Annotated in this window: 21 protein-coding genes and 1 riboswitch; of the genes, 9 read left to right on the top strand and 12 right to left on the bottom strand. The window is 69.9% G+C overall.

Going from position 1 to position 26,547, the window contains the following annotated elements; genetic code table 11:
- Positions 1–27: 27 nt before the first annotated feature.
- From RPQ07_RS19005 to hisC, 6 genes are all read right to left on the bottom strand, one after another.
- Positions 28–1,236 (bottom strand): M23 family metallopeptidase, encoded by a 1,209-nt coding sequence (locus tag RPQ07_RS19005; protein WP_313945364.1) that lies wholly within the window; start codon positions 1,234–1,236, stop codon positions 28–30.
- A gap of 155 nt (positions 1,237–1,391) precedes the next feature.
- Positions 1,392–3,107, bottom strand: coding sequence for a GAF domain-containing protein (locus tag RPQ07_RS19000; protein ID WP_313945363.1), 1,716 nt, complete (start codon positions 3,105–3,107; stop codon positions 1,392–1,394).
- A gap of 53 nt (positions 3,108–3,160) precedes the next feature.
- A complete protein-coding gene (gene cydD / locus RPQ07_RS18995) occupies positions 3,161–6,691 on the bottom strand; it encodes a thiol reductant ABC exporter subunit CydD (protein ID WP_313945362.1) in 3,531 nt (1,176 codons plus the stop codon).
- A 15-nt stretch (positions 6,692–6,706) separates the two neighbouring features.
- A complete protein-coding gene (cydB, locus tag RPQ07_RS18990) occupies positions 6,707–7,708 on the bottom strand; it encodes a cytochrome d ubiquinol oxidase subunit II (RefSeq protein ID WP_313945361.1) in 1,002 nt (333 codons plus the stop codon).
- Between the two features lie 21 nt (positions 7,709–7,729).
- Positions 7,730–9,238 carry a cytochrome ubiquinol oxidase subunit I gene (locus RPQ07_RS18985; protein ID WP_313945360.1) on the bottom strand — a complete coding sequence of 503 codons (1,509 nt, stop codon included), beginning with the start codon at positions 9,236–9,238 and terminating at the stop codon, positions 7,730–7,732.
- 237 nt (positions 9,239–9,475) lie between these two features.
- Complete coding sequence (gene hisC / locus RPQ07_RS18980) at positions 9,476–10,555, bottom strand: histidinol-phosphate transaminase (protein ID WP_313945359.1); 1,080 nt, start codon at positions 10,553–10,555, stop codon at positions 9,476–9,478.
- Positions 10,556–10,909: 354 nt separating this feature from the next.
- Between hisC and RPQ07_RS18975 the strand changes: the two genes are divergently transcribed.
- The 3 genes from RPQ07_RS18975 (at position 10,910) to RPQ07_RS18965 (ending at position 14,383) form a co-directional block, all read left to right on the top strand.
- A complete protein-coding gene (locus tag RPQ07_RS18975; protein WP_313945358.1) occupies positions 10,910–12,022 on the top strand; it encodes a LacI family DNA-binding transcriptional regulator in 1,113 nt (370 codons plus the stop codon).
- A gap of 174 nt (positions 12,023–12,196) precedes the next feature.
- On the top strand, positions 12,197–13,405 hold the full coding sequence (locus tag RPQ07_RS18970; RefSeq protein ID WP_313945357.1) for a metallophosphoesterase: 1,209 nt from the start codon (positions 12,197–12,199) through the stop codon (positions 13,403–13,405).
- Between the two features lie 147 nt (positions 13,406–13,552).
- Positions 13,553–14,383 (top strand): hypothetical protein, encoded by an 831-nt coding sequence (locus tag RPQ07_RS18965; RefSeq protein WP_313945356.1) that lies wholly within the window; start codon positions 13,553–13,555, stop codon positions 14,381–14,383.
- A 100-nt stretch (positions 14,384–14,483) separates the two neighbouring features.
- Here RPQ07_RS18965 and thiC read toward each other — a convergent pair whose 3' ends face one another.
- Positions 14,484–16,250 (bottom strand): phosphomethylpyrimidine synthase ThiC, encoded by a 1,767-nt coding sequence (gene thiC, locus RPQ07_RS18960; RefSeq protein WP_313945355.1) that lies wholly within the window; start codon positions 16,248–16,250, stop codon positions 14,484–14,486.
- Positions 16,243–16,399: riboswitch (TPP riboswitch) on the bottom strand. It overlaps the preceding gene by 8 nt.
- A 71-nt stretch (positions 16,400–16,470) precedes the next feature.
- On the opposite strand from thiC, the gene RPQ07_RS18955 reads away from it, so the two are divergent.
- Positions 16,471–17,817: a YibE/F family protein gene (locus RPQ07_RS18955; RefSeq protein ID WP_313945354.1), complete on the top strand. Its 1,347-nt coding sequence runs from the start codon at positions 16,471–16,473 to the stop codon at positions 17,815–17,817.
- A gap of 10 nt (positions 17,818–17,827) precedes the next feature.
- On the opposite strand, the gene RPQ07_RS18950 is transcribed toward RPQ07_RS18955, so the two are convergent.
- From RPQ07_RS18950 to RPQ07_RS18935, 4 genes are all read right to left on the bottom strand, one after another.
- A complete protein-coding gene (locus RPQ07_RS18950) occupies positions 17,828–18,262 on the bottom strand; it encodes an SsgA family sporulation/cell division regulator (protein WP_313945353.1) in 435 nt (144 codons plus the stop codon).
- Between the two features lie 108 nt (positions 18,263–18,370).
- A complete protein-coding gene (locus RPQ07_RS18945) occupies positions 18,371–19,141 on the bottom strand; it encodes an IclR family transcriptional regulator (RefSeq protein ID WP_313945352.1) in 771 nt (256 codons plus the stop codon).
- A gap of 108 nt (positions 19,142–19,249) precedes the next feature.
- Positions 19,250–19,462 carry a DUF5326 family protein gene (locus RPQ07_RS18940; protein ID WP_313948945.1) on the bottom strand — a complete coding sequence of 71 codons (213 nt, stop codon included), beginning with the start codon at positions 19,460–19,462 and terminating at the stop codon, positions 19,250–19,252.
- Between the two features lie 127 nt (positions 19,463–19,589).
- Positions 19,590–19,907 carry a cupin domain-containing protein gene (locus RPQ07_RS18935; protein WP_313945351.1) on the bottom strand — a complete coding sequence of 106 codons (318 nt, stop codon included), beginning with the start codon at positions 19,905–19,907 and terminating at the stop codon, positions 19,590–19,592.
- A gap of 51 nt (positions 19,908–19,958) precedes the next feature.
- On the opposite strand from RPQ07_RS18935, the gene RPQ07_RS18930 reads away from it, so the two are divergent.
- The 4 genes from RPQ07_RS18930 (at position 19,959) to RPQ07_RS18915 (ending at position 23,409) form a co-directional block, all read left to right on the top strand.
- A complete protein-coding gene (locus RPQ07_RS18930; protein WP_313945350.1) occupies positions 19,959–20,336 on the top strand; it encodes a phage holin family protein in 378 nt (125 codons plus the stop codon).
- A gap of 173 nt (positions 20,337–20,509) precedes the next feature.
- A complete protein-coding gene (locus RPQ07_RS18925; protein WP_313945349.1) occupies positions 20,510–21,637 on the top strand; it encodes a cystathionine gamma-lyase in 1,128 nt (375 codons plus the stop codon).
- A 349-nt stretch (positions 21,638–21,986) separates the two neighbouring features.
- Positions 21,987–22,877 (top strand): LysR family transcriptional regulator, encoded by an 891-nt coding sequence (locus RPQ07_RS18920; protein ID WP_313945348.1) that lies wholly within the window; start codon positions 21,987–21,989, stop codon positions 22,875–22,877.
- Between the two features lie 52 nt (positions 22,878–22,929).
- Positions 22,930–23,409: an NUDIX hydrolase gene (locus tag RPQ07_RS18915; protein ID WP_313945347.1), complete on the top strand. Its 480-nt coding sequence runs from the start codon at positions 22,930–22,932 to the stop codon at positions 23,407–23,409.
- A 99-nt stretch (positions 23,410–23,508) separates the two neighbouring features.
- Here RPQ07_RS18915 and RPQ07_RS18910 read toward each other — a convergent pair whose 3' ends face one another.
- The gene (locus tag RPQ07_RS18910) at positions 23,509–25,236 is read right to left on the bottom strand and encodes a globin domain-containing protein (protein WP_313945346.1); all 1,728 of its coding nucleotides are present in this window, start codon (positions 25,234–25,236) and stop codon (positions 23,509–23,511) included.
- Between the two features lie 760 nt (positions 25,237–25,996).
- On the opposite strand from RPQ07_RS18910, the gene RPQ07_RS18905 reads away from it, so the two are divergent.
- Positions 25,997–26,542, top strand: coding sequence for a DUF2269 domain-containing protein (locus RPQ07_RS18905; RefSeq protein WP_313945345.1), 546 nt, complete (start codon positions 25,997–25,999; stop codon positions 26,540–26,542).
- Positions 26,543–26,547: the final 5 nt, after the last annotated feature.

The raw sequence follows: 26,547 nt of genomic DNA, 5'->3' as shown, positions 1-26,547 counted from the left end.
CCTTCCGCGTGAGGCGGCGGAGGGGCGTCATAGCCCGACGCCCCGCTCCGCCAGCCACGGCACGGGATCGACCCCCGACCCCAGATGAGGCGTGAGCCGCACCTCGAAGTGCAGGTGCGGCCCCGTCGAGTTGCCCGTGGTGCCCGCCTGACCGATCCACTGCCCGGTGCGCACCTGCTGTCCCTGGTCGACGGCCAGGGACGCCAGGTGGGCGTACTGCGTGTAGTAGCCGCCCGGGTGCTGGACGATGATCTCGATGCCGAAGGCGCCTCCGCAGGAGACCGACAGCACCCGGCCCGCCCCCACCGCGCGCACAGGCGCCCCGATGCCCACCGCGAAGTCCTGGCCCGTGTGCCCGCTCACCCAGTGCGACCCGCCGCTCCCGAAGCTGGCGGACAGCGCGTAGTCCTCCACCGGCGGGACCCACGCCGCCGCCGGTGGCGTGTCCTCGTCGACGGGTACGGCGCCCGCGCAGGTGCCGGCGGCCACGCTCCGGTCCGCCTCGCCCTGCAGCGTCCACTGCGCTGCCTCCAGTTTGGTCGCGATGCGCTGCTTGGCCGCGGCCAGCCCCGCCCTGCGGACGTCGAGGTCGTGCCAGGCGGCCCGGGCCCGCCGCTCGGCCGCGCTCAGCCGCTGCTCCGCGAGACGGGCCCGGTCGAGCAGCCGGCCCACGGCCTCCTCCGCCTGACGTGCGATACGCCGTCCTCGCAGCAGCTCGTCGGGGGTCTTCGACAGAAGCAGCCGCGCGGTGAACGTGAGCGATCCGCCGTTCCGGTACTGCGCGCGGGCGACCCCACCCAAGTCGTCGCGCAGGAGGCTCATCTCGCCCCGCTGCTGATCGAGCTGGTCCTGAAGCCTGCCGGCCGCGAGGCGCTGCGCCTCGGCGGCGCGTCTGCCCTTCTCGTACCCCGCGGTGGCGCGCGCCGCCTCCGCGTACAGCCGGGCCACTTCCGCGCTGATGCTGATGTCCGGGCCGTCGACGGGTGGCGCGGCCGGTTCCGGTGCGGCGGCGGGCGGCGCGGGCGGCTCCGGGTCGGCGGGCGCCACGAGAGCCGGGGCCGGAGGACCCGGGAGCAGGGGACCCGGCAACAGGGGAGCGGGGATCGCGGGAACCGGCACGGTGGGCAGCGGCATCGGATCCACCGGTGTGCCCGCGGCCGGGGACGGAGTCGTCGTGAGAAGGGCACACAGCACCACCGGGACGAGCAGCAGCCGGTCACGGGGTCTCAGGCACATGTCCGGATCGTCACCCGGCGGGCGCGCGATTTGTGGTACCGCCGAGGTGTCGTACGGCCACCTGGCCCAGGATCCGGCCCGTTGCGCGGGACGGCCACAGCCACGCGGGGCTTGTCGCCTCGACCGTGCGGCCGTGGCAAGGAGGCGAAGCCCGGCTACAGCGGTGCCTCCCAGAAGACCGTCGTCCCGCGGCCGTCCTCACCGATCCCCGGGCCGCTGCGGCTCGTTCCGCCGAGGGCCTCGGCACGGCGGGCAAGATTGCGCAGCCCGCTGCGCCGTCCACCCGCAGACATGCCCACCCCGTCGTCGGCGACGGTCAGCCGGACACCGTCGGAGCCGTCGTCGAGTGCCACGGTCGCATCGACGACGACATCGATACGGGTAGCCTCCGCGTGCCGGAAGGCGTTCGACAGCGCCTCGCGCAGCGCCGCGATCAGGTTCTTCGCGGTGAGCTCGCCGACGACCGAGTCCACGGGGCCGCGGAAGCGGTGGCCGGGCCTGAAGCCGAGAGGGACGGCCGCCATGTTGATCTCCCGCAGGACCCGGGTGCGCAGCCCGGACGGCACCTCGGCAGGGCCCTGTTGCAACGCGAAGATGGCGGTGCGGATCTCCTGGATGGTCACGTCCAGTTCGTCGACCGCCTTGCCCACGCCCTCCTGCACCGCGGGCACGACCGACCGGCGCTGGGCGCTCTCCAGCATCATCCCGGTGGCGAACAGCCGCTGGATCACCAGATCGTGCAGGTCGCGGGCGATCCGGTCGCGGTCCTCGTACACCGCGAGCCGCTCCCGGTCCCGCTGGGCCTCCGCCATCATCAGCGCCAGCGCGGCCTGTGAGGCGAACTGTGCGGCGAGCGTCCGTTCCGCCTCGCTGAACGGCCGGGCGCCGCGCGCCCGGGGAGTGGCGAGCGCCCCGAGCACCCGTCCCCCGCTGCGCAGCGGCAGCAGCATGCTGGGGCCGAAGCGCCCCGTCATCCGGGTGAGCAGGCGCGGATCGGTGGCCGCGTCCGTGACGAAGACCGCCTCACCGGCCAGCAGTTGGGCCACGACCGGGCTCTCCGGCGGTAGGACGATGCCGAGGGATGTCGCGGGGTGGTCGGAGGCCACGGCGACGATCTCCAGTCCGCCTTCGCCGGCCGGCAGCAGCACGATCCCGGCGGCGGCCTCGGCGAGCTTTCGGGCCTGCTCGGCGACGACGGCCAGCGCGTCGTCGGCGTCACCGCCGGAGAGCAGGGCGGTGGTCACGGCGACCGAACCGTCGATCCAGCGCTCCCGCTGGCGTGCCGCTTCGTAGAGGCGAGCGTTTCCGATGGCGATGCCGGCCTCGGTGGCGAGCACGCGCACCATGTGGAGGTCCTCGTCGTCGAAGTCGGCTCCGTTCCTCTTCTCCGTCAGATAGAGGTTGCCGAAGATCTCGCCCTGGACGCGGATGGGAACGCCGAGGAAGGAACGCATCGGCGGATGTCCCGGCGGGAGTCCGGTGAAGCGCGGATCGGACGTGAGATCGGTGAGCCGTACGGGGGCGGGCCCGTGGATCAGTGCACCGAGGAGCCCGTGCCGGCCGCCCGGCGGATGCCCGATCCGCTGGGCCACCTCCTCGTCGGCGCCGTAGGTCACGAAGTCGGAGAGGCCTTCGCCCTCCTCGTCGACGACGCCGATGGCGGCGTAGCGGGCGTCGGCGAGTTCGGCGGCGGTCTTGCAGATCCGGTCGAGCGTGGAGTGCAGTTCGAGTCCGGTGCCGACGGACCGCATGGCTTCCAGCAGCTGCGGGACCCGGGCCGTGAGCTCGGTGGACAGGCCCTGGAGGCCGCGGGTCGCCTGTGCCGCGGCTTCGGCGGGGTCCCTCGATTCCTGCGGCTCGGGCTCGGTCATGACCTTGAGCGTAGTTAGCCGCGTTTGTGAGGGAAAGTTGCCGTCTGCCGGGATCAGACGCCTGCCGCCGCCACCCGGGTACCGAGCAGATCCGCCGCCCGCTCCCGCTCCACCATCCGGCGCAGCGGACCGTCCACCGCCGCGATCTCGGCGTACGGGCCGCGCTGCACCACCCGGCCGTCCTCCAGGACCACGACCTCGTCCACGGCGTCGAGCCCCTGGAGCCGATGCGTGATCAGCACCGTGGCCGCTCCTCGCAGCGTGCGGTCCTCGGTGGCCGCCAGGAGGTCTGCCGTCAGCGCGTCGGCGGTCACCAGGTCGAGATGCTCGGCCGGCTCGTCCAGTACGAGGACCGGGAAGTCGGCGAGCAGCGCGCGGGCCAGGGCCAGGCGCTGGCGCTGGCCGCCGGAGAGCTGGGCGCCGTGTTCGCCGACGAGGGTGTCCATTCCGTCGGGCAGGGCGTCCACCCACTCCAGCAGTCGGGCCTCGGCCAGTGCGTTCCGCAGGTCATCCTCCGTCGCGGCGGTGCGTGCCAGCCTGAGGTTCTCCCGTACGGAGCTGTCGAAGAGGTGGGCGTCCTGCGCGCACAAACCGACGAACTGCCGGACGGTGTCGCCGTCCAGTGCCGCCGCGTCCACACCGCCGATCGTGTAGGTCCCCGCCTCGGCGTCGAGGAATCGGAGCAGGACCTGCGCGAGGGTGGTCTTGCCCGACCCCGACGTTCCGACGACGGCGACCCTCGTCCCCGCGGTGATCGTGAGATCGATGCCGGTGATCGCGTCCCGGTCCTGGCCGGCGTGCCGGGCCCGCAGCCCGCGCACGTCGAGCGGAAAGGCCGTCGCGGGGGCCTGCGCCGGGTGTTCCGGTTCGTGTACGGGGACCGGCGCGTCCAGCACCTCGTACACGCGCTCGGCGCTGCGCCTGACCCGCTGCCGGTACTGCACGGCGAGCGGGAGCCCGGTCACGGCCTCGAAGGCGGCGAGCGGAGTGAGGACCACCACGGCGAGCGACACCCCGTCGAGGCGTCCCTCCCGTACCGCCTGCACCCCGGCGAACGCGGCACACACCACGGTCAGTCCGCAGGCCAGCGCGGAGAGCCCGGCGCCGAGCGCGGTGGCCGCGGCTCCCCGTGAGGCGATCAGGGTCAGCCGCCGGTCGGCCGCACGCGTCCCGTCGGCCCGGCCCTTCAGGGCCCCGGCGACGGTCAGTTCTGCGGTTCCGCGCAGCAGGTCGGCGACGCGGGTGGACAGTTCGCCGCGGGCGGGGGCGAGTTGCCGCTCCGCCCGCCGTGCGACCCGGCCACTGATCAGGGGCACGAGGACGCCGGCCACGAGCAGTCCGACGGCGAGCACCGCTCCCGCCTCGGGGAGCAGCCAGGCGGTGAAGCCGACCGAACCCGCGCCGACGACGAGGGCCACACCGGCCGGCAACAGCCAGCGGAGCCAGTAGTCCTGCAGGGCATCGACGTCGGAGACGAGGCGGGACAGGAGGTCACCACGCCGGCTCTGCCGCAGACCCGCCGGTGCGAGGCGCTCCAGGCGCCGGTAGACGGCGACGCGCAGTTCGGCGAGCATCCGCAGCACGGCGTCGTGGGAGACGAGCCGCTCGGCGTACCGGAAGACGGCCCGGCCGATGCCGAAGGCGCGGGTCGCCGTGACGGCCACCATCAGATACAGGACCGGCGGCTGTTCCGAGGCTCGCGAGATGAGCCAGCCGGAGACGGCCATGAGCCCGACGGCGGATCCCAGCGCGAGAGCGCCGAGGAGCAGCGCCAGCCAGAACCGGCCGCGCAGATTTCCCGCCGCCGTGCGCACCCGGGCGAGCGGGGCACCACCTGCTGCGGACTCGCCGTTCATGGAGTCGGCGAGCCGGCAGGGATCGGCGCCCGATTCCCCTGCCGCGGCCGCATGCACGCGGAGGGCAGGCTGTTCGGACCTGACCCCGTCCGGGGTTCGGCGCGTGAGCGTGACCACGCGGTCGGCCACCGACAGAAGAGCCGGCCGGTGGACGACCAGGACGACGGTGCGTCCCTCGGCCAGCCGTCGTACCGCTTCGACGATCGCTTCCTCGGTCTCCCCGTCCAGGGCCGCCGTCGGTTCGTCGAGCAGCAGCAACGGCCGGTCCGCGAGAAACGCCCGGGCCAGCGCGAGTCGCTGCCGCTGACCGGCCGAGAGTCCTGCGCCGTCCTCCCCGAGCACGGTCGCCGCGCCCTCGGGGAGCGCGCTGACGAAGTCGTACGCCCCGGCGTCCCGCAGCGCGGCCGTCACCGCGGCGTCATCGGCGTCCGGCCTGGCCAGGCGTACGTTCTCTGCGATCGTTCCCGCGAAGAGATGGGGACGCTGCGGCACCCAGGCGATCTTCTCGCGCCAGGAGTCAGGGTCGATGTCCCCCAGGTCCACCCCGCCGATGCGCACCCGGCCCTGAGCCGGTTCGACGAAGCCCAGCAGGACGTCGAGCAACGTCGACTTCCCGATGCCGCTCGGCCCCACCAGCGCGACCGTCTCGCCGCTCTCCACGACGAGCGATGCCGAGTCCAGGGACGCCTCGCTGCGCCCGGCATGACGGACGGTCACCTTGTCGAACTCGATCCGCAGGGTGCCGGGCACCTCCGCGTGACCGGCCGGTCGTGGCTCGGTCTCCAGGACCCGGAAGATTTCGTCCGCGGCGGACAGCCCTTCGGCCGCCGCGTGGTACTGCGCTCCCACCTGCCGGATCGGCAGATACGCCTCGGGCGCCAGGATCAGGATGACCAGGCCGGTGTACAGGTCCAGGTCCCCGTGCACCAGGCGCATGCCGATCCCGACGGCCACCAGAGCCACCGAGAGGGTGGAGAGCAGTTCCAGCGCGAAGGAGGAGATGAAGGCGATCCGCAGGGTCCGCAGCGTGGCCCGCCGGTACTCGGCGGTGATGGACCGGATCGACTCGGCCTGCGCCTTCGCCCGCCCGAAGACCTTCAGGGTCGGCAGACCGGCCACGACATCGAGGAAGTGGCCCGACAGCCGCGACAGCAGCCGCCACTGACGGTCCATCCGCGTCTGGGTCGCCCAGCCGATGAGCACCATGAACAGCGGGATCAGGGGGAGCGTCCCCACGATGACGGCCGCCGAGACCCAGTCCTCGGTCACGATCCGCGCGAGCACGGCCACCGGAACCACGACGGCGAGGCCGAGCTGGGGCAGATAGCGGGAGAAGTAGTCGTCCAGCGCGTCGACTCCGCGGGTGGCGAGGGCGACGAGCGACCCGGTCCGCTGACCGCTCAGCCAGCCGGGACCGAGTTCAGTGGCCCGTGCCAGCAGCCGGCCCCTCAGCTCCGACTTCACGGCCGCGCTCGCCCGGTGTGCGGCGAGTTCGGTCAGCCAGGAGACCAGGCCCCGGCCTGCGGCGACCGCCGCGAGCAGCGCCAGCGGAGTCATGAGGCCAGAGGGCGCCATGCCGTCCTGGAAGGCACCCACCACCACCTCGGCGATGAGCATCGCCTGGGCGACGACCAGCGCCGCCCCGACCAGGCCGAGGAGGACCACCGCGATCAGAAAGCGACGAGTGGCTCGGGCGTAGCGGAGCAGACGCGGGTCGATCGGTTTCACGTGAAACATCCCCCACTAGTGAGCATCGGCGATGTGGTGCGTACCGATGCGCTTGCGGAACACCCAGTACGTCCAGCCCTGGTAGAGCAGCACCAGCGGTGTGGCGATGCCGGCGCACCAGGTCATGATCTTCAAGGTGTACGGGCTCGACGAGGCGTTGGTGACCGTCAGGCTCCAGTCCTCCTGGAGCGAAGAGGGCATGACGTTCGGGAACAGCGTCAGGAAGAGCATCGCGACCGCGGCCACGATGGTCACACCCGACCACGCGAACGACCATCCCTCGCGTCCCCGGGCGATCGCCACGACGGCGGCAACCAGCGCCACCACCGCGACGATCATCGCGACCAGGCTGGTGCCATCGCCGCGCGAGACCTGGGTCCAGCCGAGAAAACCGAGCGCCAGAGCGGCCGTGACCAGGCCGAGCTTGAGAGCCAGCGACCGGGCCCGGACCCGGATGTCCCCCACGGTCTTCAGTGCGGTGAAGACCGCGCCGTGGAAGGTGAACAGCGTCAGCGTCACCAGCCCGCCGAGGATCGCGTACGGGTTGAGCAGGTCGAACAGGGTGCCGACGTACTCCTTGTCGCCGTCGATCTTCACCCCGCGCACGATGTTGCCGAAGGCCACACCCCAGAGCAGGGCAGGCAGCAGCGAGGTCCAGAAGATCGCGTGCTCCCAGTTGCTCTGCCAGAGCGCCTCGTCCCGCTTGTGCCGGTACTCGAAGGCGACCCCGCGCACGATCAGGCAGACCAGGATCAGCAGCAGCGGCAGATAGAAGCCGGAGAAGAGGGTGGCGTACCACTCGGGGAAGGCGGCGAAGGTGGCTCCGCCCGCGGACAGCAGCCACACCTCGTTGCCGTCCCAGACCGGCCCGATGGTGTTGATGAGCACGCGCCGCTCGGCCCGGTTCCTGGCCAGCAGCTTGGTCAGGACGCCGACTCCGAAGTCGAAGCCCTCGAGGAAGAAGTAGCCGGTCCACAGGACGGCGATGAGTACGAACCAGACGTCGTGAAGTTCCATGCCTCAGCAGCTCCTCAGGGCTCAGTACGAGAAGGCCATCGGCCGGTCGGCGTCCTGGTCGTCGCCGCCGATCTTGGTGGGCGGGTTGAGGTCGGCCTCGGTGAGGTCGGGCGGTCCTGCCTTCACGTACTTCACCAGGAGCCTGACCTCGATCACCGCGAGGATCGCGTAGAGCGTCGTGAACGCGATCATCGAGGTGAGCACCTCGCCCTGCGATACGCCGGGGGAGACCGCGTCCCGTGTGCGCAGCACCCCGTAGACGACCCACGGCTGCCGGCCCATCTCCGTGAAGATCCAGCCCCAGGAGCTGGCGATCAGCGGGAAGGCCATGGTCCACAGCGCGACGACCCAGTACCAGTTGGTGAACCGCGGGTTCAGCGCCTTGTTCTTGAAGAGCACCAGATGGGGCACCTCGTCCTCACCGGTTCGCAGCCCCGGCGACAGCAGGAACTTCTTCCGGGTGAGCCAGAGGCCGATCGTCCCGATGGCCAGGGACGCCATGCCGAAGCCGATCATCCAGCGGAAGCCCCAGTAGGCGACCGGGATGTTGGGCCGGTAGTCCCCCGGCCCGAACCTCTCCTGCTCGGCCTTGTTGACGTCGTTGATGCCCGGGACGTACGAGGTGAAGTCGTCGTTGGCCAGGAAGGACAGCAGTCCCGGAATCTCGATGGCGACCTTGTTGTGCCCCTTCTCCACGTCGCCGTAGGCGAAGACCGAGAAGGGCGCGGGCGCCTCGCCCTCCCACAGGGCCTCGGCGGCGGCCATCTTCATCGGCTGCTGCTTGTACATGACCTTGCCGAGCAGATCGCCGCTGACCGCGGTGAGCATCCCGGAGATCATGATCGTGATCAGGCCGAGCCGCAGCGAGGTCCGCATCACCGGGATGTGCTTCTTGCGTGCCAGGTGGAAGGCCGCGATGCCGGCCATGAACGCGCCGCCGACGAGGAAGGCCGCCGTGATGGTGTGGAAGAACTGGGTGAGCGCGGTGTTCTGGGTCAGCACCAGCCAGAAGTCGGTGAGTTCGGCCCGTCCCCGCTCCTTGTTGATCCGGTAGCCGACCGGGTGCTGCATCCAGGAGTTGGCGGCCAGGATGAAGTAGGCGGAGAGGATCGTGCCGATCGAGACCATCCAGATGCAGGCCAGGTGGATCTTCTTCGGCAGCTTGTCCCAGCCGAAGATCCACAGACCGATGAAGGTGGACTCGAAGAAGAACGCGATCAGCGCCTCGAAGGCGAGGGGCGCACCGAAGACATCGCCGACGAAGCGCGAGTAGTCGGACCAGTTCATACCGAACTGGAACTCCTGGACGATGCCCGTCACGACACCCATGGCGATGTTGATCAGGAACAGCTTGCCCCAGAACTTGGTGGCCCTGAGGTACTTCTCCTTCTGCGTCCGGACCCAGGCGGTCTCCAGGCCCGCGGTGAGCGCGGCCAGCGAGATCGTGAGGGGGACGAAGAGGAAGTGGTAGACGGTGGTGATGCCGAACTGCCAGCGCGCCAGCGTTTCCGGCGCCAGAGCAAGCTCCACGACGTCATCTCCTTACAGCATCGGCAGGGTCGAGCGGCCGTTTGTCCTGTTAATCCCGCCGATCATGGGAGGAACGGGACTAGCTTGTGAACGCGTTCACATTCACAAGCATTATGGCGCATGTACCGCTCGCACTGTCGACCGGGGGGTACCCCTTTCGGAAAGAACCCCCATGAGCACCGGGCTCATGGGGGTTCTGCCGCTCCGAAACGGCGCCGAGCAGAGGGCGTGCAGGCGCTACATCTGCGCGCGGAACGCGTCCGCGGTGTGCAGGAAGATGTCGTTGGCCTCGGACTCCCCGATCGTGACCCGCACGCCCTCGCCCGGGAAGGGCCGCACCACGACACCGGCCTGCTCGCACGCCGCCGCGAAGTCGACCGTCCGCTCGCCGAGCCTCAGCCAGACGAAGTTCGCCTGGGTCTCGGGGACGGTCCAGCCCTGCTTGACCAGGCTCTCGTACACCCGCAGTCGCTCGCTCACGAGGGAACCGACCCGGCCGAGCAGCTCGTCCTCGGCCTGCAGCGAGGCGACGGCCGCGTCCTGCGCCAGCTGCGTCACACCGAAGGGCACCGCCGTCTTGCGCAGCGCCGCGGCCACCGGCTCCTGGGCGACCGCGAAGCCGACCCGCAGCCCGGCCAGCCCGTAGGCCTTGGAGAAGGTCCGCAGCACCGCCACGTTGGGGCGCTCGCGGTAGATGTCGATGCCGTCGTGCACCTCGGGGTCGCGGATGAACTCGCGGTACGCCTCGTCCAGCACCACCAGGACGTCCGACGGCACCCGGTCGAGGAACCGTTCCAGCTCGGCCCGGCGGACCACCGTGCCGGTCGGGTTGTTGGGGTTGCAGACGAAGATCAGCCGGGTCCGGTCGGTGACCGCGCCGGCCATCGCGTCCAGGTCGTGCACCTCGCCGCTGGTCAGCGGCACCTCCACCGGCGTCGCCCCGCTGATCCGGGTGATGATCGGGTACGCCTCGAAGGACCGCCAGGCGTAGATGACCTCATCGCCCGGGCCGGAGGTGGACTGCAGCAGGGACTGGGCGACACCCACCGAACCGGTGCCGGTAGCCAGATGCGACAGGGGCACCCCGAAACGGTCCGAGAGCTCGTTCATCAGGCCGGTGCAGGCCATGTCCGGGTATCGGTTGAAGCTGTGTGCCGCGCCCGTCACGCGCTCCATCACCCCCGGAAGGGGCGGATACGGGTTCTCGTTGGACGACAGCTTGTACGCGACGGGGCCGCCGGCCGCCGCGGGCCTGCCCGGCTTGTACGTGGGGATGCCGTCCAGCTCGGCGCGCAGCTTGGGGCTCGTCTCGCTCACCGCAGGTCCTCCTCGAGGAGTCCGTCACATCGGAACCAATACTCCTCACCTTATGAGGATTCCCGGCCGGTGCGAATGGCCGCCCGGAAAAGGGGGGAGCGCGCACTTTCCTGGCGTGCGCCTGTGGCTCACTCCGTAGCGCGCATCACCCGTAGTGGTGAGTTGAGACCTCTTCGAAACATGAGCCATTCGGCAGGCCGATGCCGCCGGACGCCCGAGACGCTGTTGCCCGACCCGTCAACTACCTTGGTTTCCAAGGGAGTTGGTGGCTTATGATCTTGCAGAAACGTGCCTGTCAACTCAGGCATATGCGACCGGCTCAACCGCCCGCCCGAGCCCTACTATCGGCTCGCCATGACAGCAGCAGGGAAGCACCAGGTGAGCCGGACGGACACATCCCGACGGGGCAGCCGGCAAGGTCGTGCAGGCATTCGAGACGTTGCCGCCGCAGCCGGTGTCTCCATCACGACTGTCTCCGACGCGCTCAACGGCAAGGGCCGGCTCCCGGACGCCACGCGCCGGCACGTCCGCGAGGTCGCAGACCGGCTGGGCTACCGCCCCTCCGCGGCGGCGCGCACGCTCCGCACCGGTAAATCGGGCCTCATCGGCCTGACCGTCACGACGTACGGGGATGAACCTTTCACCTTCACGGAATTCGCGTACTTCGCCGAGATGGCCAGAGCCGCGACCTCCGCGGCACTCGCCCGCGGCTATGCCCTCGTGATCCTTCCGGCGACGTCCCGCCACGACGTGTGGTCGAACGTCGCCCTGGACGGCACGGTGGTCATCGACCCCTCCGACCACGACCCGGTGGTCACCGAGCTCGTCCGCCAGGGCCTGCCCGTGGTCTCCGACGGCCGCCCGGCAGGCACCCTGCCGGTCACCGCCTGGGTCGACAACGACCATGAAGCCGCCGTACTCGATCTGCTCGACCATCTCGCCGACGCCGGCGCCCGCCGTATCGGGCTGCTCACCGGCACCACCACGGACACCTACACGCGCCTGTCCACGACCGCGTATCTCAACTGGTGCGAGCGGGTCGGCCAGGACCCGGTCTACGAGTCCTACCCCGCGCACGACCCGTGTGCCGGCGCCGTCGCAGCCGACCGGCTGCTCGCGCGGCCGGACCGGCCGGACGCCGTCTACGGCCTCTTCGACCCCAACGGCACCGATCTGCTCGCCGCCGCCCGGCGGTACGGACTGCGCGTCCCCGAGGATCTCCTGCTGGTCTGCTGCAGCGAGTCGACGGTGTACGCCACGACCGAGCCGCCCATCACCACCCTCTCGCTGAAGCCGCGCAGGATCGGCACGGCGGTCGTCCAGCTCCTCATCGACGCCATCGAGGGAATCGACGAGGACCGGCCGGTCGAGCAGGTGATACCGACCGAACTGATCGTCCGGACGTCCTCGCAGCGACGTAATCCGCGGACGACGGTGAGCGCACCGCGTTCCCCCTCACCGGACTAGACCTTCCGAATGGGGACGAAACGACCGGCGTGCCAGGGGTGCGGACGGATTCACCACCCCTGGTGCGTCACAGAGCGCGGACCTCATTCCTATGATGGGCGCACGACACCGCGGACCACCCCGACCAGGCTGGGCCGAGAGGTGAACGGCGGCGCGACGGTGGTGGAGGGGTCGATGACTCAGGGGGCCGGTCAGGGACCCGTGGTGCGTACGGAGACATTGCGTGATTTCCGTGTCCCGCCTTACGCACAGGTGCCCGTGCAGTCACAGTCGCCCCATGGGCAGGGGCAGCCTCCGGAGATGCCCGCCGAGGCGCCTTCGGGGACACACGCTCAGCACGCCTATGTGCCGGCCCAGGGGCAGGCGCCCATGAGCCGCGAGGAACAGCCGCCCCCGCAGCCCGCCGCGCCGTCCTCGCACCCCGGCAACGCGGTGCCCGAGGACGAGATGCCGGACGGGTACACCCCCACCGCGCGCGACCTCCCGGTGATCAGGGCAGGCGGTCCGGGCGACACCGTGCAGGTGCACGTCGATCCGGAGGAAGCCGCCGCGGCCGAAGACGGCCTCGGTCCGCTCTACGTCGTCGGCGACGTCCACGGCTATCTCGACGAACTCGTCGCCGCCCTCACCGCGCAGGGCCTCATCGACACCGAGGGCAACTGGTCCGCGGGCAACGCCCGTCTGTGGTTCCTCGGCGACTTCACCGACCGCGGGCCCGACGGCATCGGCGTCATCGACCTCGTCATGCGGCTGTCCGCGGAGGCCGCGGCCGCCGGCGGCTACTGCAAGGCCCTGATGGGCAACCACGAACTGCTGCTCCTCGGCGCCAAGCGGTTCGGCGACACCCCCGTCAACTCCGGTGCGGGCACCGCCACCTTCCAGGCCGCCTGGCTGCTCAACGGCGGCCAGAAGTCCGACATGGACCGGCTGCAGGACGTCCATCTCCAGTGGATGGCCCGCCTCGACGCGGTCGTGGAGGAGGACGGGCACCTTCTCCTGCACTCCGACACGACGGCGTACCTCGACTACGGCTCCACGATCGAGGACGTCAACGACACCGTCCACGCGATCATCACCCGTAATGACGCCGACGAGTGCTGGGACGTGTTCCGCAAGTTCACCAAGCGCTTCGCCTTCCGCGACGACGGCGGCCCCGAGGCCGTCCGCCAACTGCTAGGCACATACGGGGGCACGCGCGTCGTGCACGGCCACAGCCCCATTCCGTATCTGCTCGGCGAAGTGGGCACCGAGGACGGCGAGGACGGCGCCCGTCCGGTCGTCGAAGGGCCGCATGTGTACGCCGACGGGCTCGCGATCGCCATGGACGGCGGCGTGACCATGGCCGGAAAGCTGCTTGTCGTGCAACTTCCGCTGCCCAACTGAGCAGAGCACGACAGGCGATTTACTGAAACCCCCTGTCACCCCGTGCCGTAACCGCTCTACCATCGGCTTATCCGTAGCAGGCTCTCCTCCGTTTCCGCCCAACTGCCCGGTTCGCCCGGTCAATCCGGCCCTACGGAGCATCGGGGGATGCACATGAACAGCGCTCCGCACCTGCTGACCGAGGACCGCGCCGAGTACGAGCGCATCCTCGACGACGCGCTGCGCAACGCCCATGACCGTCCGGACCTCGCTGCCGTGGGGCAGCGACTGAACACCGAACAGCTGCGCACGATGGCACTCAACGCGACGGCGCTGATCACCACCGCCGCCGCGGCCGAGTACGAGCACTACACAAAGATCCGCGAGGAGATGCGCGCCCCCAAGGCCGCCGCGTCCGTACGTCATTCCGTGCTGGCGCCGGTCACCGGCGAGGCCGCAGCCGAGAGCGGTGCGGGCTTCGCGGCCGTCATCGCCGTGCTCGCTCCGGTGCTCGCCGGTACGGCCGCGCTGATATTCCTGCTCGTCGGCTACATCCTGAAAGCGCTCAGCCCGACAGCCGCGTTCGCGCAGACCCTGGTCTCGGCGGGCTGGTTCTTCGGGGCTCTCACGGCGGCCGCGATCCTGGTGGCCGCGGTGGCCCTGCTGCTCACCGCGCTGCGCAACGGCGCGACGCAGGTGCCCGCGGAAGAGGTGACGGGTGAACTGCCCGACGAGGTGGCACGTGCCAAGGACGCCTGGCGGCACGCCCTGCTCGAACGGGGCCTGCTGCCCTTCCTGCGGGCGGCGCTGGCGGACCCCAGCGCCGACCCGACGTCGAGCAAGCCACCGCGACCGGTGAGCCGTATCCCCAAGGTCGGCTACAGCGGTCCGGACTACTCGAGCCCCGCCGAGGGCTCGACGGCGGGCCAGCGGCCCACGTTCACCAGTCCGGACTTCACCAGCCCGGATTTCGGCGGACCCGAGCACCAGCCGGAGTGATCCCCGAGGCGCGCCCCGCGAAAGCGGGAGCGCGCCTCGGACACCTCGGACGTACGACCTCGCGGATACGGGAGGACCGCGGGTCAGAGAGCCGCGGGGCTCACTCGGCGATCGGCAGGTACACCCGGTTGCCGGCGGCGGCGAACTCCTTGGACTTCTCCGCCATCCCCTCCTCGATCTCCTGCTGCGAGTCGCCGTGCCGGCGCCGGATGTCCTGCGAGATCTTCATGCTGCAGAACTTGGGCCCGCACATGGAGCAGAAGTGTGCGGCCTTCGCCGGCTCGGCGGGGAGCGTCTCGTCGTGGAACTCCCGCGCCGTGTCCGGGTCGAGAGCCAGATTGAACTGGTCTTCCCACCGGAACTCGAAGCGGGCGTCCGACAGTGCGTCGTCCCACTCCTGCGCGCCCGGGTGGCCCTTGGCCAGGTCCGCGGCATGAGCGGCGATCTTGTAGGTGATGACGCCGGTCTTCACATCGTCGCGGTTCGGCAGGCCCAGGTGCTCCTTGGGCGTGACGTAGCAGAGCATCGCCGTACCCCACCACGCGATCATCGCCGCTCCGATACCGGAGGTGATGTGGTCGTACGCGGGAGCGACGTCCGTCGTGAGCGGGCCGAGCGTGTAGAACGGCGCCTCCTCGCAGATCTCCTGCTGGAGGTCGATGTTCTCCTTGATCTTGTGCATCGGGACGTGACCGGGTCCTTCGATCATCGTCTGCACGTTGAAACGCTTGGCGATCGTGTTGAGCTCACCGAGGGTGCGCAGCTCCGCGAACTGCGCCTCGTCGTTGGCGTCCGCGATCGAGCCGGGCCGCAGCCCGTCACCGAGGGAGTACGTCACGTCGTACGCGGCGAGGATCTCGCACAGTTCCTCGAAGTTCTCGTAGAGGAACGACTCCTTGTGGTGCGCCAGGCACCAGGCGGCCATGATCGAGCCGCCGCGCGAGACGATGCCCGTCTTGCGGCGGGCGGTGAGCGGGACGTACCGCAGCAGCACGCCCGCGTGGACCGTCATGTAGTCCACGCCCTGCTCGGCCTGCTCGATGACCGTGTCCTTGTAGATCTCCCAGCTGAGCTCCTCGGCCCTGCCGTCCACCTTCTCGAGAGCCTGGTAGAGCGGCACGGTGCCGATCGGCACGGGGGAATTGCGCAGCACCCATTCGCGGGTGGTGTGGATGTTGCGGCCGGTCGAGAGGTCCATGACCGTGTCCGCGCCCCACTTGGTGGCCCAGGTCATCTTCTCGACCTCTTCCTCGATGGAGGAAGTGACCGCGGAGTTGCCGATGTTGGCGTTGACCTTCACCAGGAACCGCTTGCCGATGATCATCGGCTCGATCTCGGGGTGGTTGACGTTGGCCGGCAGAACCGCACGGCCGGCCGCGATCTCCTCGCGCACGACCTCGGCCGGCACGTTCTCGCGGATGGCGACGTACTCCATCTCCGGGGTGATCTCGCCCCGGCGCGCGTACGCGAGTTGCGTCACCGCCTTCCCGTCCCGGCCCCGGCGGGGCTGGCGCGGGCGGCCGGGGAACACCGCGTCGAGATTCCGCAGCCCGCCGCGCGGCGAGGTGTGCTTGATCCCGTCGTCCTCGGGCCGGACGGGACGGCCCGCGTACTCCTCGGTGTCGCCGCGGCCGATGATCCAGTTCTCCCGCAGCGGCGCCAGGCCGCGGCGGACATCGGTCTCGACGGTGGGGTCGGTGTACGGCCCGGACGTGTCGTACAGCGTGACGTCCGTGCCATTGGTGAGGTGCACCTGGCGGACGGGCACCCGGAGGTCGGGGCGCGAGCCCTCGACGTATCCCTTGTGCCAGCCCGGCGTGCGCTCCGCCTGGTCGGCGGCAGGCGTGCGTGCATCCTGAACGGTCATGAGACCTACTCCCTACGCCGGCATTACCCGGTAACAGGTTCGGCGGTCGACGCAGCGGCTTCCGTCCGACGGTGTTTCACGTGAAACACCACTGGGACGAAGGTCAGCGCCCTCTCAGCCCGGTGCTCCGAGCTCCCGCGTGTGCAAAGGTGCCTCCACGCTAGCGTCATGTCTGGCGCGCTGAACAGAGGCCCCCAACCGTTCTTGCGATGATCTGTCGGTGACCTCATCGCCGCCCGACCCGCATCAGACGCCCGAGCCGCACGGCCACTCGCACTCCCATGGCCCCGCCGCACCTGTCTCCCGGCACCTCCGCAAGGTCATCGCGGCCGTGCTGATCCCCTTCGCCACCGCTGTGGTCGTGGGGCTTCTCGTGCTCTGGCCGGGTGGCGCACCCGGCCACGAGCGCACCGGAGTGGGCTTCGACCGTCAGACCGAGTCGGGCAAGGTGGTCTCGGTCGAGAAGGTCGACTGCAAGGACGTGAACGCCGGACAGGTGCCACCGACCGCGGACCCCACCACCCCCGAGGGGCGCGAGGCGGCCGCTTCCCAGCAGGGCGACTGCGGGAAGGCGACGGTCGAGGTCACCTCCGGCAAGAACAAGGGCCGCACCTTCGTCGAGATCGTCCAGCCGGACGCTCCACGGCAGTTGAAGAAGGGCCAGGGCGTGGTGGTGGCGTATGCCCCCGACGCCCCGCGCGACCTCCAGTACTCGGTGACGGACGTGGACCGCGGATTCCCGATGGCGGTGCTGGCCGGGATCTTCGCCCTGGTGGTGGTGCTGGTGGGCCGCATGCGCGGGGTGATGGCGCTGCTGGCGCTCGTCGTCTCGTTCGCGGTCCTGACCGTGTTCATCCTTCCCGCGATCCTCCAGGGCTCCAATCCCCTGATCGTCGCCGTGGTCGGAGCGAGCGCCATCATGCTGATCGCGCTCTACATGTGCCACGGACTGACAGCGCGCACCTCGGTCGCGGTCCTGGGCACGCTGATCTCCCTGCTGCTCATCGGGCTTCTCGGTTCGCTGTTCATCGGCTGGGCGAGCCTGAGCGGCAACACCGACGACAACACCGGCCTGATCCACGGCCTGTACCCGAACATCGACATGAGCGGTCTGCTGCTGGCCGGCGTCATCATCGGCTCGCTCGGCGTCCTCGACGATGTGACGGTGACCCAGACGTCCGCCGTATGGGAACTGCACCAGGCCGACCCGGACATGGGCGCCAAGGGGCTGTACCGGGCGGGCATCCGTATCGGGCGCGATCACATCGCATCCGTCGTCAACACCCTTGTCCTGGCCTACGCGGGTGCCGCGCTGCCGCTGCTCCTGCTGTTCTCGATCGCGCAGAGCAGCGTCGGTACCGTCGCCAACAGTGAGCTGGTGGCGGAGGAGATCGTACGGACCCTCATCGGATCGATCGGTCTGGTCGCGTCGGTACCGGTGACGACCATTCTGGCGGCGCTGGTGGTCTCGGCGGACCGGCCGGGGCTGCCCGCAGGAGAGAGCGACACCCCGGCCCACAGCGCGGCGCCGGGGCGGGGCGGCAAGGGCCGCCGTCGCAAGAAGTGAGACGGGGCGCTCAGCCGGCGTTCTCCTCGGCGAGGATGCCGTCGAGCGCCCTCTCCAGGCATTCCCTGAAGTCGCCGTACCGGTGCTCCTGCCCCAGCGGTACGAGCTTGTCCGTGCGGTCCAGGAAGGCCACCACAGGCGCCGCCCCGACGTGGAACAGGGCACGGTCGCTGCCCACTTGGAGCCGGATGGCAAGGTCACCGAGGCCCGCCGCGCCGGTGGGCGCGATGTGCACATCGCCGTCCCCGCTCGGCCCGCTGATCCCGTCCAACAGCAGCTCGCGTCCGAAGGCCCAGGTCACGGGTGCGTCGCCCGGCAGATGGAAGGTCATCCGCACGGCATACGGATCGTCCGTCTCGTAGCGGAGCCCCACCGGGATCCGGAACGAGAGCTCCTCCGAGACGAGGAAGCTCATCAGGACCTCGGCCTGGACCGACTCGCGCATCATGTACTCCGCAGTGAATGAGGCCTGCTGAAAACGGCCAGAACGATCCCCTTGGCCTTCTTGCCACAATCGTGGTGTAAGCGCCAGAGGTCCACAAGGAGTGATTTTTCAGATACTGATAGAGAACGCGAGCGCGCCGAGCAGACCGCCAATTCCCTTGCGCAATTGCTCAATAGCCGGAAGCAGTCGCTCTTCCTGGTGCAGGGGCAGCGAAATAGCCATCGTGGCCGCCCCGGAACCGGTGGCGACCGGGATGGCCGCGCAGACCGTGCCGAGCGCGTATTCCTGGCGTTCCACGACCGGTTGCATCCTGCCCGTGGTGGCGAGCCGATCCAGCAGCGTGCGGCTGTCGGACACGGAGTAGGGGGTCACCGGCTGGACCGGATGCCGGTCCAGATGGTCACGGCGGCCGTTCTCGTCCAGCTGGCTCAGCAGACACTGCCCGATCGCGTGCGCATGGCCCGTCTCACGGAAGTCCGCCCACTCCGCGACGGCGGGTGCGTAGGGGGTGTCGGAGATGGCGACGAGTTCGATCTCGCCCTCGCGGTAGAGCGCGAAGTAGACCGGTACGCCGATCGCGTCCCGCCAGTGCCGGAGTGCGTCCTCGAGCCTGCTGCGACGATTCTGCACAGACTCGCCGAGAGCGAGCCGGCCGACCGCGCCGCCGAGGACGAACACCCCTTTCTCGCGCCGGAGATAGTCCTCGTGCGTCAGCGTCCGCAGCAGGTGGTACGCGGTCGGCAGGGGAATCGCGGCCTCTCGCGCAAGCACCTTGGCGGGCGCCCCCTCGCGATGGGACGCGGCGGCTTCCAGCAGCCTCAACGCCCGCTGCACCGAACCGATGAGCGTAGGGGTCGTGGCGTTCGTCGCCGTGGCCAAAGGTCACCCCCGGGCTGGATGGGCTGCCACAGTAATGGCCGCCCGCCCGTGATACCCGGGGTTCGGCGAGCGTTCCCCCTCCCGGGTTAACGCCCTGACCCGCAGTGGCTACCAGTCGCTCCGAGAACTCGACGATGTCATGAACTTCCGTACGACAAAGATGAGTCCGGCGACGAGCGCGACGAAGACCAGGAGCTTGAAGAGCAACCCGATCACAAAGCCGATCACGCTGGTGATCAGGCCACCGAAGACGAACAGAGCGATGACGGGCACCGCGACCCACTTCACCCACCACGGCATCCCCGCGAACACTTCCCGCACAGCCATCGCCTCTACCTCGCTTCTCGGAGTTCCTGCCCTCGATGCTAGGCGGACGTATGGGGTGTGCGGGGGCCCGCGATCCCTTGAACTCCCCTGACCGGACCCTTAGGAGTCACGGGGTCCGGGGTCAGCTCTCGGGCGGAGAGAAGATCACCATGACCCGCAGGTCCTCGGTGATGTGGTGGAACTTGTGGGCCACTCCGGCGGGGACGTAGACGACACTGCCGCGGCCGACCTGGGTCGTCTCCATACCCACCGTGATGGCGGCGCGTCCGCTGACGACGAGGTAGATCTCGTCCTGGTTGTGGGGCAGCTGCGGGTCCAGCGAACCCGCGTCGAGCGCGTAGAGACCGGCCGACATGTTCCGCTCGCGAAGGAACTGCAGATATGCGCCGTCGTTCGCGGCACGCTCCGCCTCCAGCTCGTCCAGTCGGAATGCCTTCATCGTGCGTCCGCCCCTGCCGTCGTCCCGATCACGTCTGCCACGATCAGACACATGATGAATTTCGTAGTCAAGACGATCGCCAATGCGGGGGCCCTGGCCGTGGCCATCTGGCTGGTCGGGGACATCACCCTCACCGGGGACAGTACCGGCAGGAAGATACTGACCCTGATCCTGGTCGCCCTGCTGTTCGGCCTGGTGAACTTTGTGGTCAAGCCGGTGGTGAAGCTGCTGACACTGCCGTTGTTCATCCTCACGCTCGGCCTGATCACGCTGATCGTGAATGCCTTGATGCTGCTGCTCACCTCATGGCTCGCCGATGTGGTCGACCTGAACTTCCACGTCGAGGGCTTCTGGACGGCCGTCCTGGGCGGTCTGATCATCTCGGTCGTGTCGTGGGCCCTGAACGTCGCCCTGCCCGACAAGGACTGACCCGAGAACGACCGATCCGAGTACGACCGATCCGAGGACGACCGGCCCGGCGGGTCCGACGGGTCCGACCTGCGGACGCGCCGACGGCAGGCCGGGCACGTGTCCGAAGATGGTGGTGGCGACGGGCGAGGGCGGTCCGGCGCGGTACACACGCAAGGCGAGGAGTGGTCGGCATGAGCGGTGGCACGGGAGAAGGCACGCGGGCGGTACGGGCGGGTCTGCCCGACCCGGTGAAGTACGAGCCGACCCTGCCGGGCCCGGTCTTCGCGGCCCACTTCCATCTGCCGGGCGAGCCGACCGGGCCCTACACCTACGGCCGCGACAACAACCCCACCTGGACCCACCTGGAACGGGCGATCGGCGAGCTGGAGGCACCGGGCGAGGCGGTCGAGACCGTGACCTTCGCCTCGGGCATGGCCGCGATCTCCGCCGTGCTCTTCTCCCAGCTGAAGGCCGGCGACGCGGTCGTGCTGCCGGACGACGGCTACCAGGCGCTCCCGCTGGTGCGCGAGCAGCTGGAGGTGTACGGCATCGAGGTGCGGACCGCGCCGACCGGCGGCGACGCGCAGCTCGCCGTCCTCGCGGGCGCGCGGCTGCTGTGGATCGAGAGCCCGTCCAACCCGGGGCTCGACGTCTGCGACATCCGGCGGCTGGTACGAGCGGCGCACGACGCCGGCGCCCTCGTCGCCGTCGACAACACGCTCGCGACACCGCTGGGGCAGCGGCCGCTGGACCTGGGCGCCGACTTCTCGGTGGCCAGCGACACCAAGGGGATGACCGGACACGGCGACATCCTCCTGGGACATGTCACGTGCCGCGACCCCGAGCGCGCCGCGGGGGTGCGGCGCTGGCGCAAGGTCGTCGGCGCGATCCCCGGCCCCATGGAGGCCTGGCTCGCACACCGTTCGCTGGCCACGCTCCAGCTGCGGTCCGAGCGGCAGTGCGCGAACGCGATGGCGCTCGCGGAGGCGCTCGGCGGGCGGGAGGACGTGACAGGGCTGCGGTATCCGGGGCTGCCGACGGACCCCTCGCACAAGATCGCCTCGCAGCAGATGCGGCGTTTCGGCAGCGTGGTCTCCTTCGTGCTGCCCGATCGCGAGCACGCGGAACGCTTCCTGGACGCGCTGCGGCTGGTCGACGACGCGACGAGCTTCGGCGGAGTGCGCTCGTCCGCGGAGCGGCGCGGGCGCTGGGGCGGGGACGCGGTGCCGGAAGGTTTCATCCGGCTCTCGGCAGGCGCCGAGGACGAGGACGACCTCGTGGCGGATGTACTGCGCGCGCTGGACGAGGCAGCGCACTAGAGCCACGCCGAGCCGACGGAGCCCCGCCCCGAGGGGGGCGCAAGGCGGGCGGTTCGATGGGCCGGGGGCGCACGGCGCCTCCGCGCGGGCCGTCCCGGGGGCGCGCAGCGAGGTGCGCACGGAAGCCGGGCGTACGCCCGGGTACGTCAGCCGCTGAGCGGCACATACAGGAAAATGGCGGTCCGAGCCTCCCCCCTCATGGCTCGGACCGCCCCGGTTCATTTCTCGAAGAACCGCGCCAACAAGGCTAGTTGACTCTGCGTCAGTGTCCAATCACAGTAGCGACAGCGACCTATCGACTTATTTATAGTTGTCCGGTCCGGGGCGTCGACGGTCGGGAGGGCTCGGCATGGATCTGGCCCTGCTGCGCACATTCGTCACGGTGCACCGGGCCGGCTCCTTCACCCGGGCGGCCGCCCTGCTGGGCCTCTCGCAGCCCGCGGTGACCGGGCAGATACGCACCCTGGAACGCCAGCTGGGGCGCCCGCTGTTCCTGCGCCAGGCCCGCGGCGTCACCCCCACCACCATCGGCGACGAGCTCGCCCACCGGGCCGCTCCGCATCTCGACGCCCTCGTGGAGATCACGGAGACCGGTCTGGACAACGAATCGGGCGTCCGGACGCTGCATCTCGCGGGCCTCCCCGAGTTCACCTCGCTCCGGGCCCTGCCCGCCCTCACCCCGCTGATATCCCAGGGCATGACGCTGCGGGCCTCCTTCGGGAACGCGGAGGAGACGCTGGAGGGGCTGGCCGCCGGACACCATGATCTGGCGATCACCACGGCGCGGCCGCGCGGCGGACTGCTGACCTCGACCCCGCTCTGCGACGAGGAGCACGTCCTGGTCGCGTCGCCGCGCTGGGCGGCCCGGCTGGGGCCCGAAGAGCTGCACGGCGGCCATGTGCTGCTGGAACAGCTTCCCGTGGTCGAGGTCCACGAGTCGCTGCCGCTGGTCTCGCGCTACTGGTCGTCCGTCTTCGACTCCCGGCCTGCCGCCGCGGCCGCCATCATCGCACCGGATCTCCGGGCGGTCCTCGAGACCGCCGCGTCGGGCGCGGGGCTCGCCGTTCTGCCGCGCTACCTGTGCGAGGAGGACCTCCGGAGCGGTCGCCTCGTGGCGCTGCTCGACCCCCCGGTGCCCCCGCTGCGCACGTACTTCCTCGCCGTCCGTACCGGCACGCTCGCCCTTCCGCACATCGCGCGGGCGCACGACTGGCTGCTGCGCGCTGCGGTCGACTGGTGACAACCCGGGGACCAGGAGTTTCAGAACGGGCGCCACGGGCCATTTTCTAGCCATGACCGAACGGCCAGTGGTCAAGCGCACCGCACGCGCCATCCTGCTCGACGGCGAGAACCTCGTCCTGATCAAGCGCACCAAGCCAGGCGTGGATCCGTACTGGCTGACGCCGGGCGGCGGGGTCGAACCCGAGGACGCCACCGTCGTGGACGCGCTCCACCGCGAGGTGGACGAGGAACTCGGCGCCAAGATCACCGACGTGGTGCCCTGCTTCGTCGACACCGTCGAACACATCGCGGACGGCGGAGTCACCGGTGTGAAGGTGCAGCACTTCTTCGTCTGCCGGCTGGGGTCCATGGACCCCTCGCGGCGGCACGGCCCCGAGGTGGACGATCCCTGCGGGGAGTACGAGATCGTACGGGTGCCCTTCAGCCGCGTGGGCATCGCGGCCGTCCATCTCGTGCCGTTGTCGCTGCGGCACTATCTGGACGGCAACATCGAGGGCGTCCGGGCGATGCACGCGCCGGACCTGGGCTGACGCGGGGCCGGCCGGGGTCGCCGCTCGTCGGTCGCCACTGCTCGGTCACCGTTGTGCGGTCTCCGGTGCCTCGGTCCCGCGCTGGCGGTCGCCGGTTCCTCAGTCCCCGGCCGCGACGAGCTCTTCGAGGGAGTCGTGGCGGATCCGGTCGACCGGGATGCCGATGCCGCGCAGCGCGTGCACGCCGCTGCGGATCATCCCCGGAGGCCCGGACAGATAGGCGCTGTACTCGTACCAGGGACCGAACTCCCGGACCGCGTCCGGGAAGTGCGCCCGATCGTCCACGACGGGGCGGACGGACAGCCAGGGGTGTGTCTGCTGCAACCGCAGCATGGTGTCGATGTCGTACAGGTCGAAGTTGGTCCGCGCCCCGTAGAAGACCTCCACGAGCCGACGCGTTCCGTGTTCGGCGACGTCCTCGACCAGGGCCTTGATGGGCGCGATACCGGTGCCGCCGCCGAGACAGAGCAGACCGTTGTCCGTGGTGTGGTCGACGGTCATCGACCCGGCGGGCGGGCCGAGCCGCAGCACGTCGCCCGGCCGCGCGTGATGGACGAGAGCGTTGGAGACCCAGCCGGCCGGGACAGCCTTCACATGGAAGGTGAGCAGGCCGTCCGAGCGCGGGGCTCCGGCGAAGGAGTAGTGCCGCCAGATCCGCGGCCACCAGGGCGTCTCCAGACTGGTGTACTGCCCTGCCACAAAGGCGTAGGGCTGGTCCGGGCGGACGGTGATGATCGCTATGTCGGGCGTCCGCAGATCGTGCGAGACGACCTCGGCGTGCCACCACGCCGGTGCGAGACGCTCGTTCTGGGCCGCCGCGTCGATCATGATCTGCGAGATCGTCGTGTACGTCCGCACCCAGGCGGCTTCGGTCTCCTCGTCCCAGGTGGACGTGGCGTACCGGCTCAGCGCGCCGATCAGAGCCTCACCGACGGCCGGGTAATGGGCGGCCTGCGTCCCGTACTTGCGGTGACCGCGGCCCAGGTGCTGGAGGTACTCGGTGAGCACCTCGGCGTTGTCCATGTGCTCGGCGGCGGTGAGCAGCGCCTTCAGGAGCCGGTCGCGCTGGGAGTCCATGGCGGCGGGGAAGAGCCCGCGCAGTTCGGGGTGGCGGACGAAGAGCAGGGCGTAGAAGTACGACGTAACCTTGTCCGCGACGGGAGCGACCTCCGCCATGGTCCGGCGGATGAGGATCGCGTCGGGGGAGGCGTTGTCGGCAGGTGCGGCGGGCGGCCGGTGCTCCGCGAAGGGATCGTCGTACGACGGGGCTTCACGGCTCTGGGCCCGGTGAGCGGCGTGGGCTTCGTGCGCATGATCCTGGGGGGCCGCCGGGGCCTCAGCACCCTGACCTTCGTGCGAATGGCCGGCCAGGTGCAGCCGCATCGGTGTCTCACGGGGGTGACCGGCCTCGTGCTGCGGTATCTGGCCCTGCGTAGCCTGCTGCTGTGGGTGCCCGCCCTGGGCGGCGTTGTGCCTCGGGTGGCTGCCCTGCGCCGTGCCGTGCTGCGGGTCCTGGTCGTGCCGCGCCTCAGGGAGCGGGGCTCTGTGAGGGGGGTCGTCGTCCGCCGCGGCAACCCGATCGGCGGGAGGAGCCTCGGACTCCGTCACGGAAGGCGGTGGAGCGGTACGGGAGGCACCGGACCCCACCGGGCGTATGGATGCCACCGGCCGTTTGGGGACGGCGGACCGTTCTCGGCCGGTGCCCTCCGGAGCGTCACCCGATCCGGTGCGACCCTGGTCCGGCTGCCTGCGCGGGGTGAACCAGCCACCCTTGTCGTTTTCGCCTGAAGTGCCGTAGTCGGCCGACGTGGTGGTCGGAGCGTCCATTGTCTGCCTCGCCTCGAACATCTCTCGGTCGGTCCCCGCACTTCCGGTGATTCGGAACGTGCCTCACTTCCCCGCTTCTGCCCCAGGACCACTTCCAGACCACACTAACCATGGGCCCCGGCTGATTCGGGACGAGCGGGTTCGGAATGTGACGTTGACCGCAGCACCCGTCGACGCAGCATGTCAGCCGGCGCCCCGGCAACGGACAAAGAGCGGAAAGTCCGGGCATCCACACCCGCTTACCCGTTAAGCTCCAATGCCACCCATGCCTGTTCACCGGGCACCGCCGGGCCGCTGCCGTCATCCGTACCGCCCGTGGAAACACACCAGTTCAACGGCCTCGCGCAGATTGCCCCCCGCATCGATGTGTGTGGCCACGCCCGAGAGACGCGGTCGGCGTGCACAGCGGCCGCAGTGGGCGCCGACGCAATATCTCTGCGTCGGACATGGAATCACCGCATGCAACACATGCGTCCAGACCCATCTCGGACTCTGCACAGAGCCGGTCCGCGATCTTCACGTTTGCGGCCGAGCAGAGAATGGCGGCGGTCATCACGGGTGAGTCAACGGTGTCCCCGCATATGGCTGCCCTCGTCTTCCGAGCGCCATGGGGATGTCATCAGCGCGCCATCGGAGAGACACAGCCGGAAGGGTCACCCTGTGCGGTCGGTCGCCGTGCGCCCTGTACGCCGAGGCTAGTACCGGGGATTACTCCCGCTGTCAGACGCCATACATCGCTCTGCCCGGCACTGTGTTTCACGTGAAACCACTCAGGCGCCCCGCTCGCCGGGCCATCCTCGTCGTCCACGTCGCCGCAGCCGCCGGCTGGCTCGGGCTCACGCTCGGTCTGCTCGCGCTCGCCATCTCGGCCAACGTCACCGAATCGACCGCCATGATCGAGGCCGCCGCACGATCCATGAAGGTCTTCACCGACTGGCTGGTGCTTCCTGTGGCCCTGCTGACCCTGCTCAGCGGCCTTGTTCTGTCGCTCGGCACCAAATGGGGGCTGGCACGGCATCGTTGGGTCTACACGAAGTTCTGGCTGACCCTGGTCACCATCGCGGCGTCGGCTTTCGCCCTCCGCCCCGGTGTCAACGACGCCGTCGAGACCCTTGCGTCGGGCGCCGCACTGCCCGATCCGCTCGGCCTGATGATGGGACCGATCGTCTCCTTCAGCGCCTATGTCTTCATGACCGTCATCTCCGTCCTGAAGCCCTGGGGACTCACCCGCCGTGGCCGTCGCCTGCGCAGCGCAAGCACTTCCGCGAAAGCACTGGACGAGCGATCACTGCGTCAGACAGCCTGATCCTC

It is taken from the genome of Streptomyces sp. AM8-1-1, from assembly GCF_032229325.1.
Classification (GTDB): domain Bacteria; phylum Actinomycetota; class Actinomycetes; order Streptomycetales; family Streptomycetaceae; genus Streptomyces; species Streptomyces achmelvichensis.
Note: the sequence above shows the minus strand (reverse complement) of the source record. Positions and strands in the feature narration are given on the sequence as shown.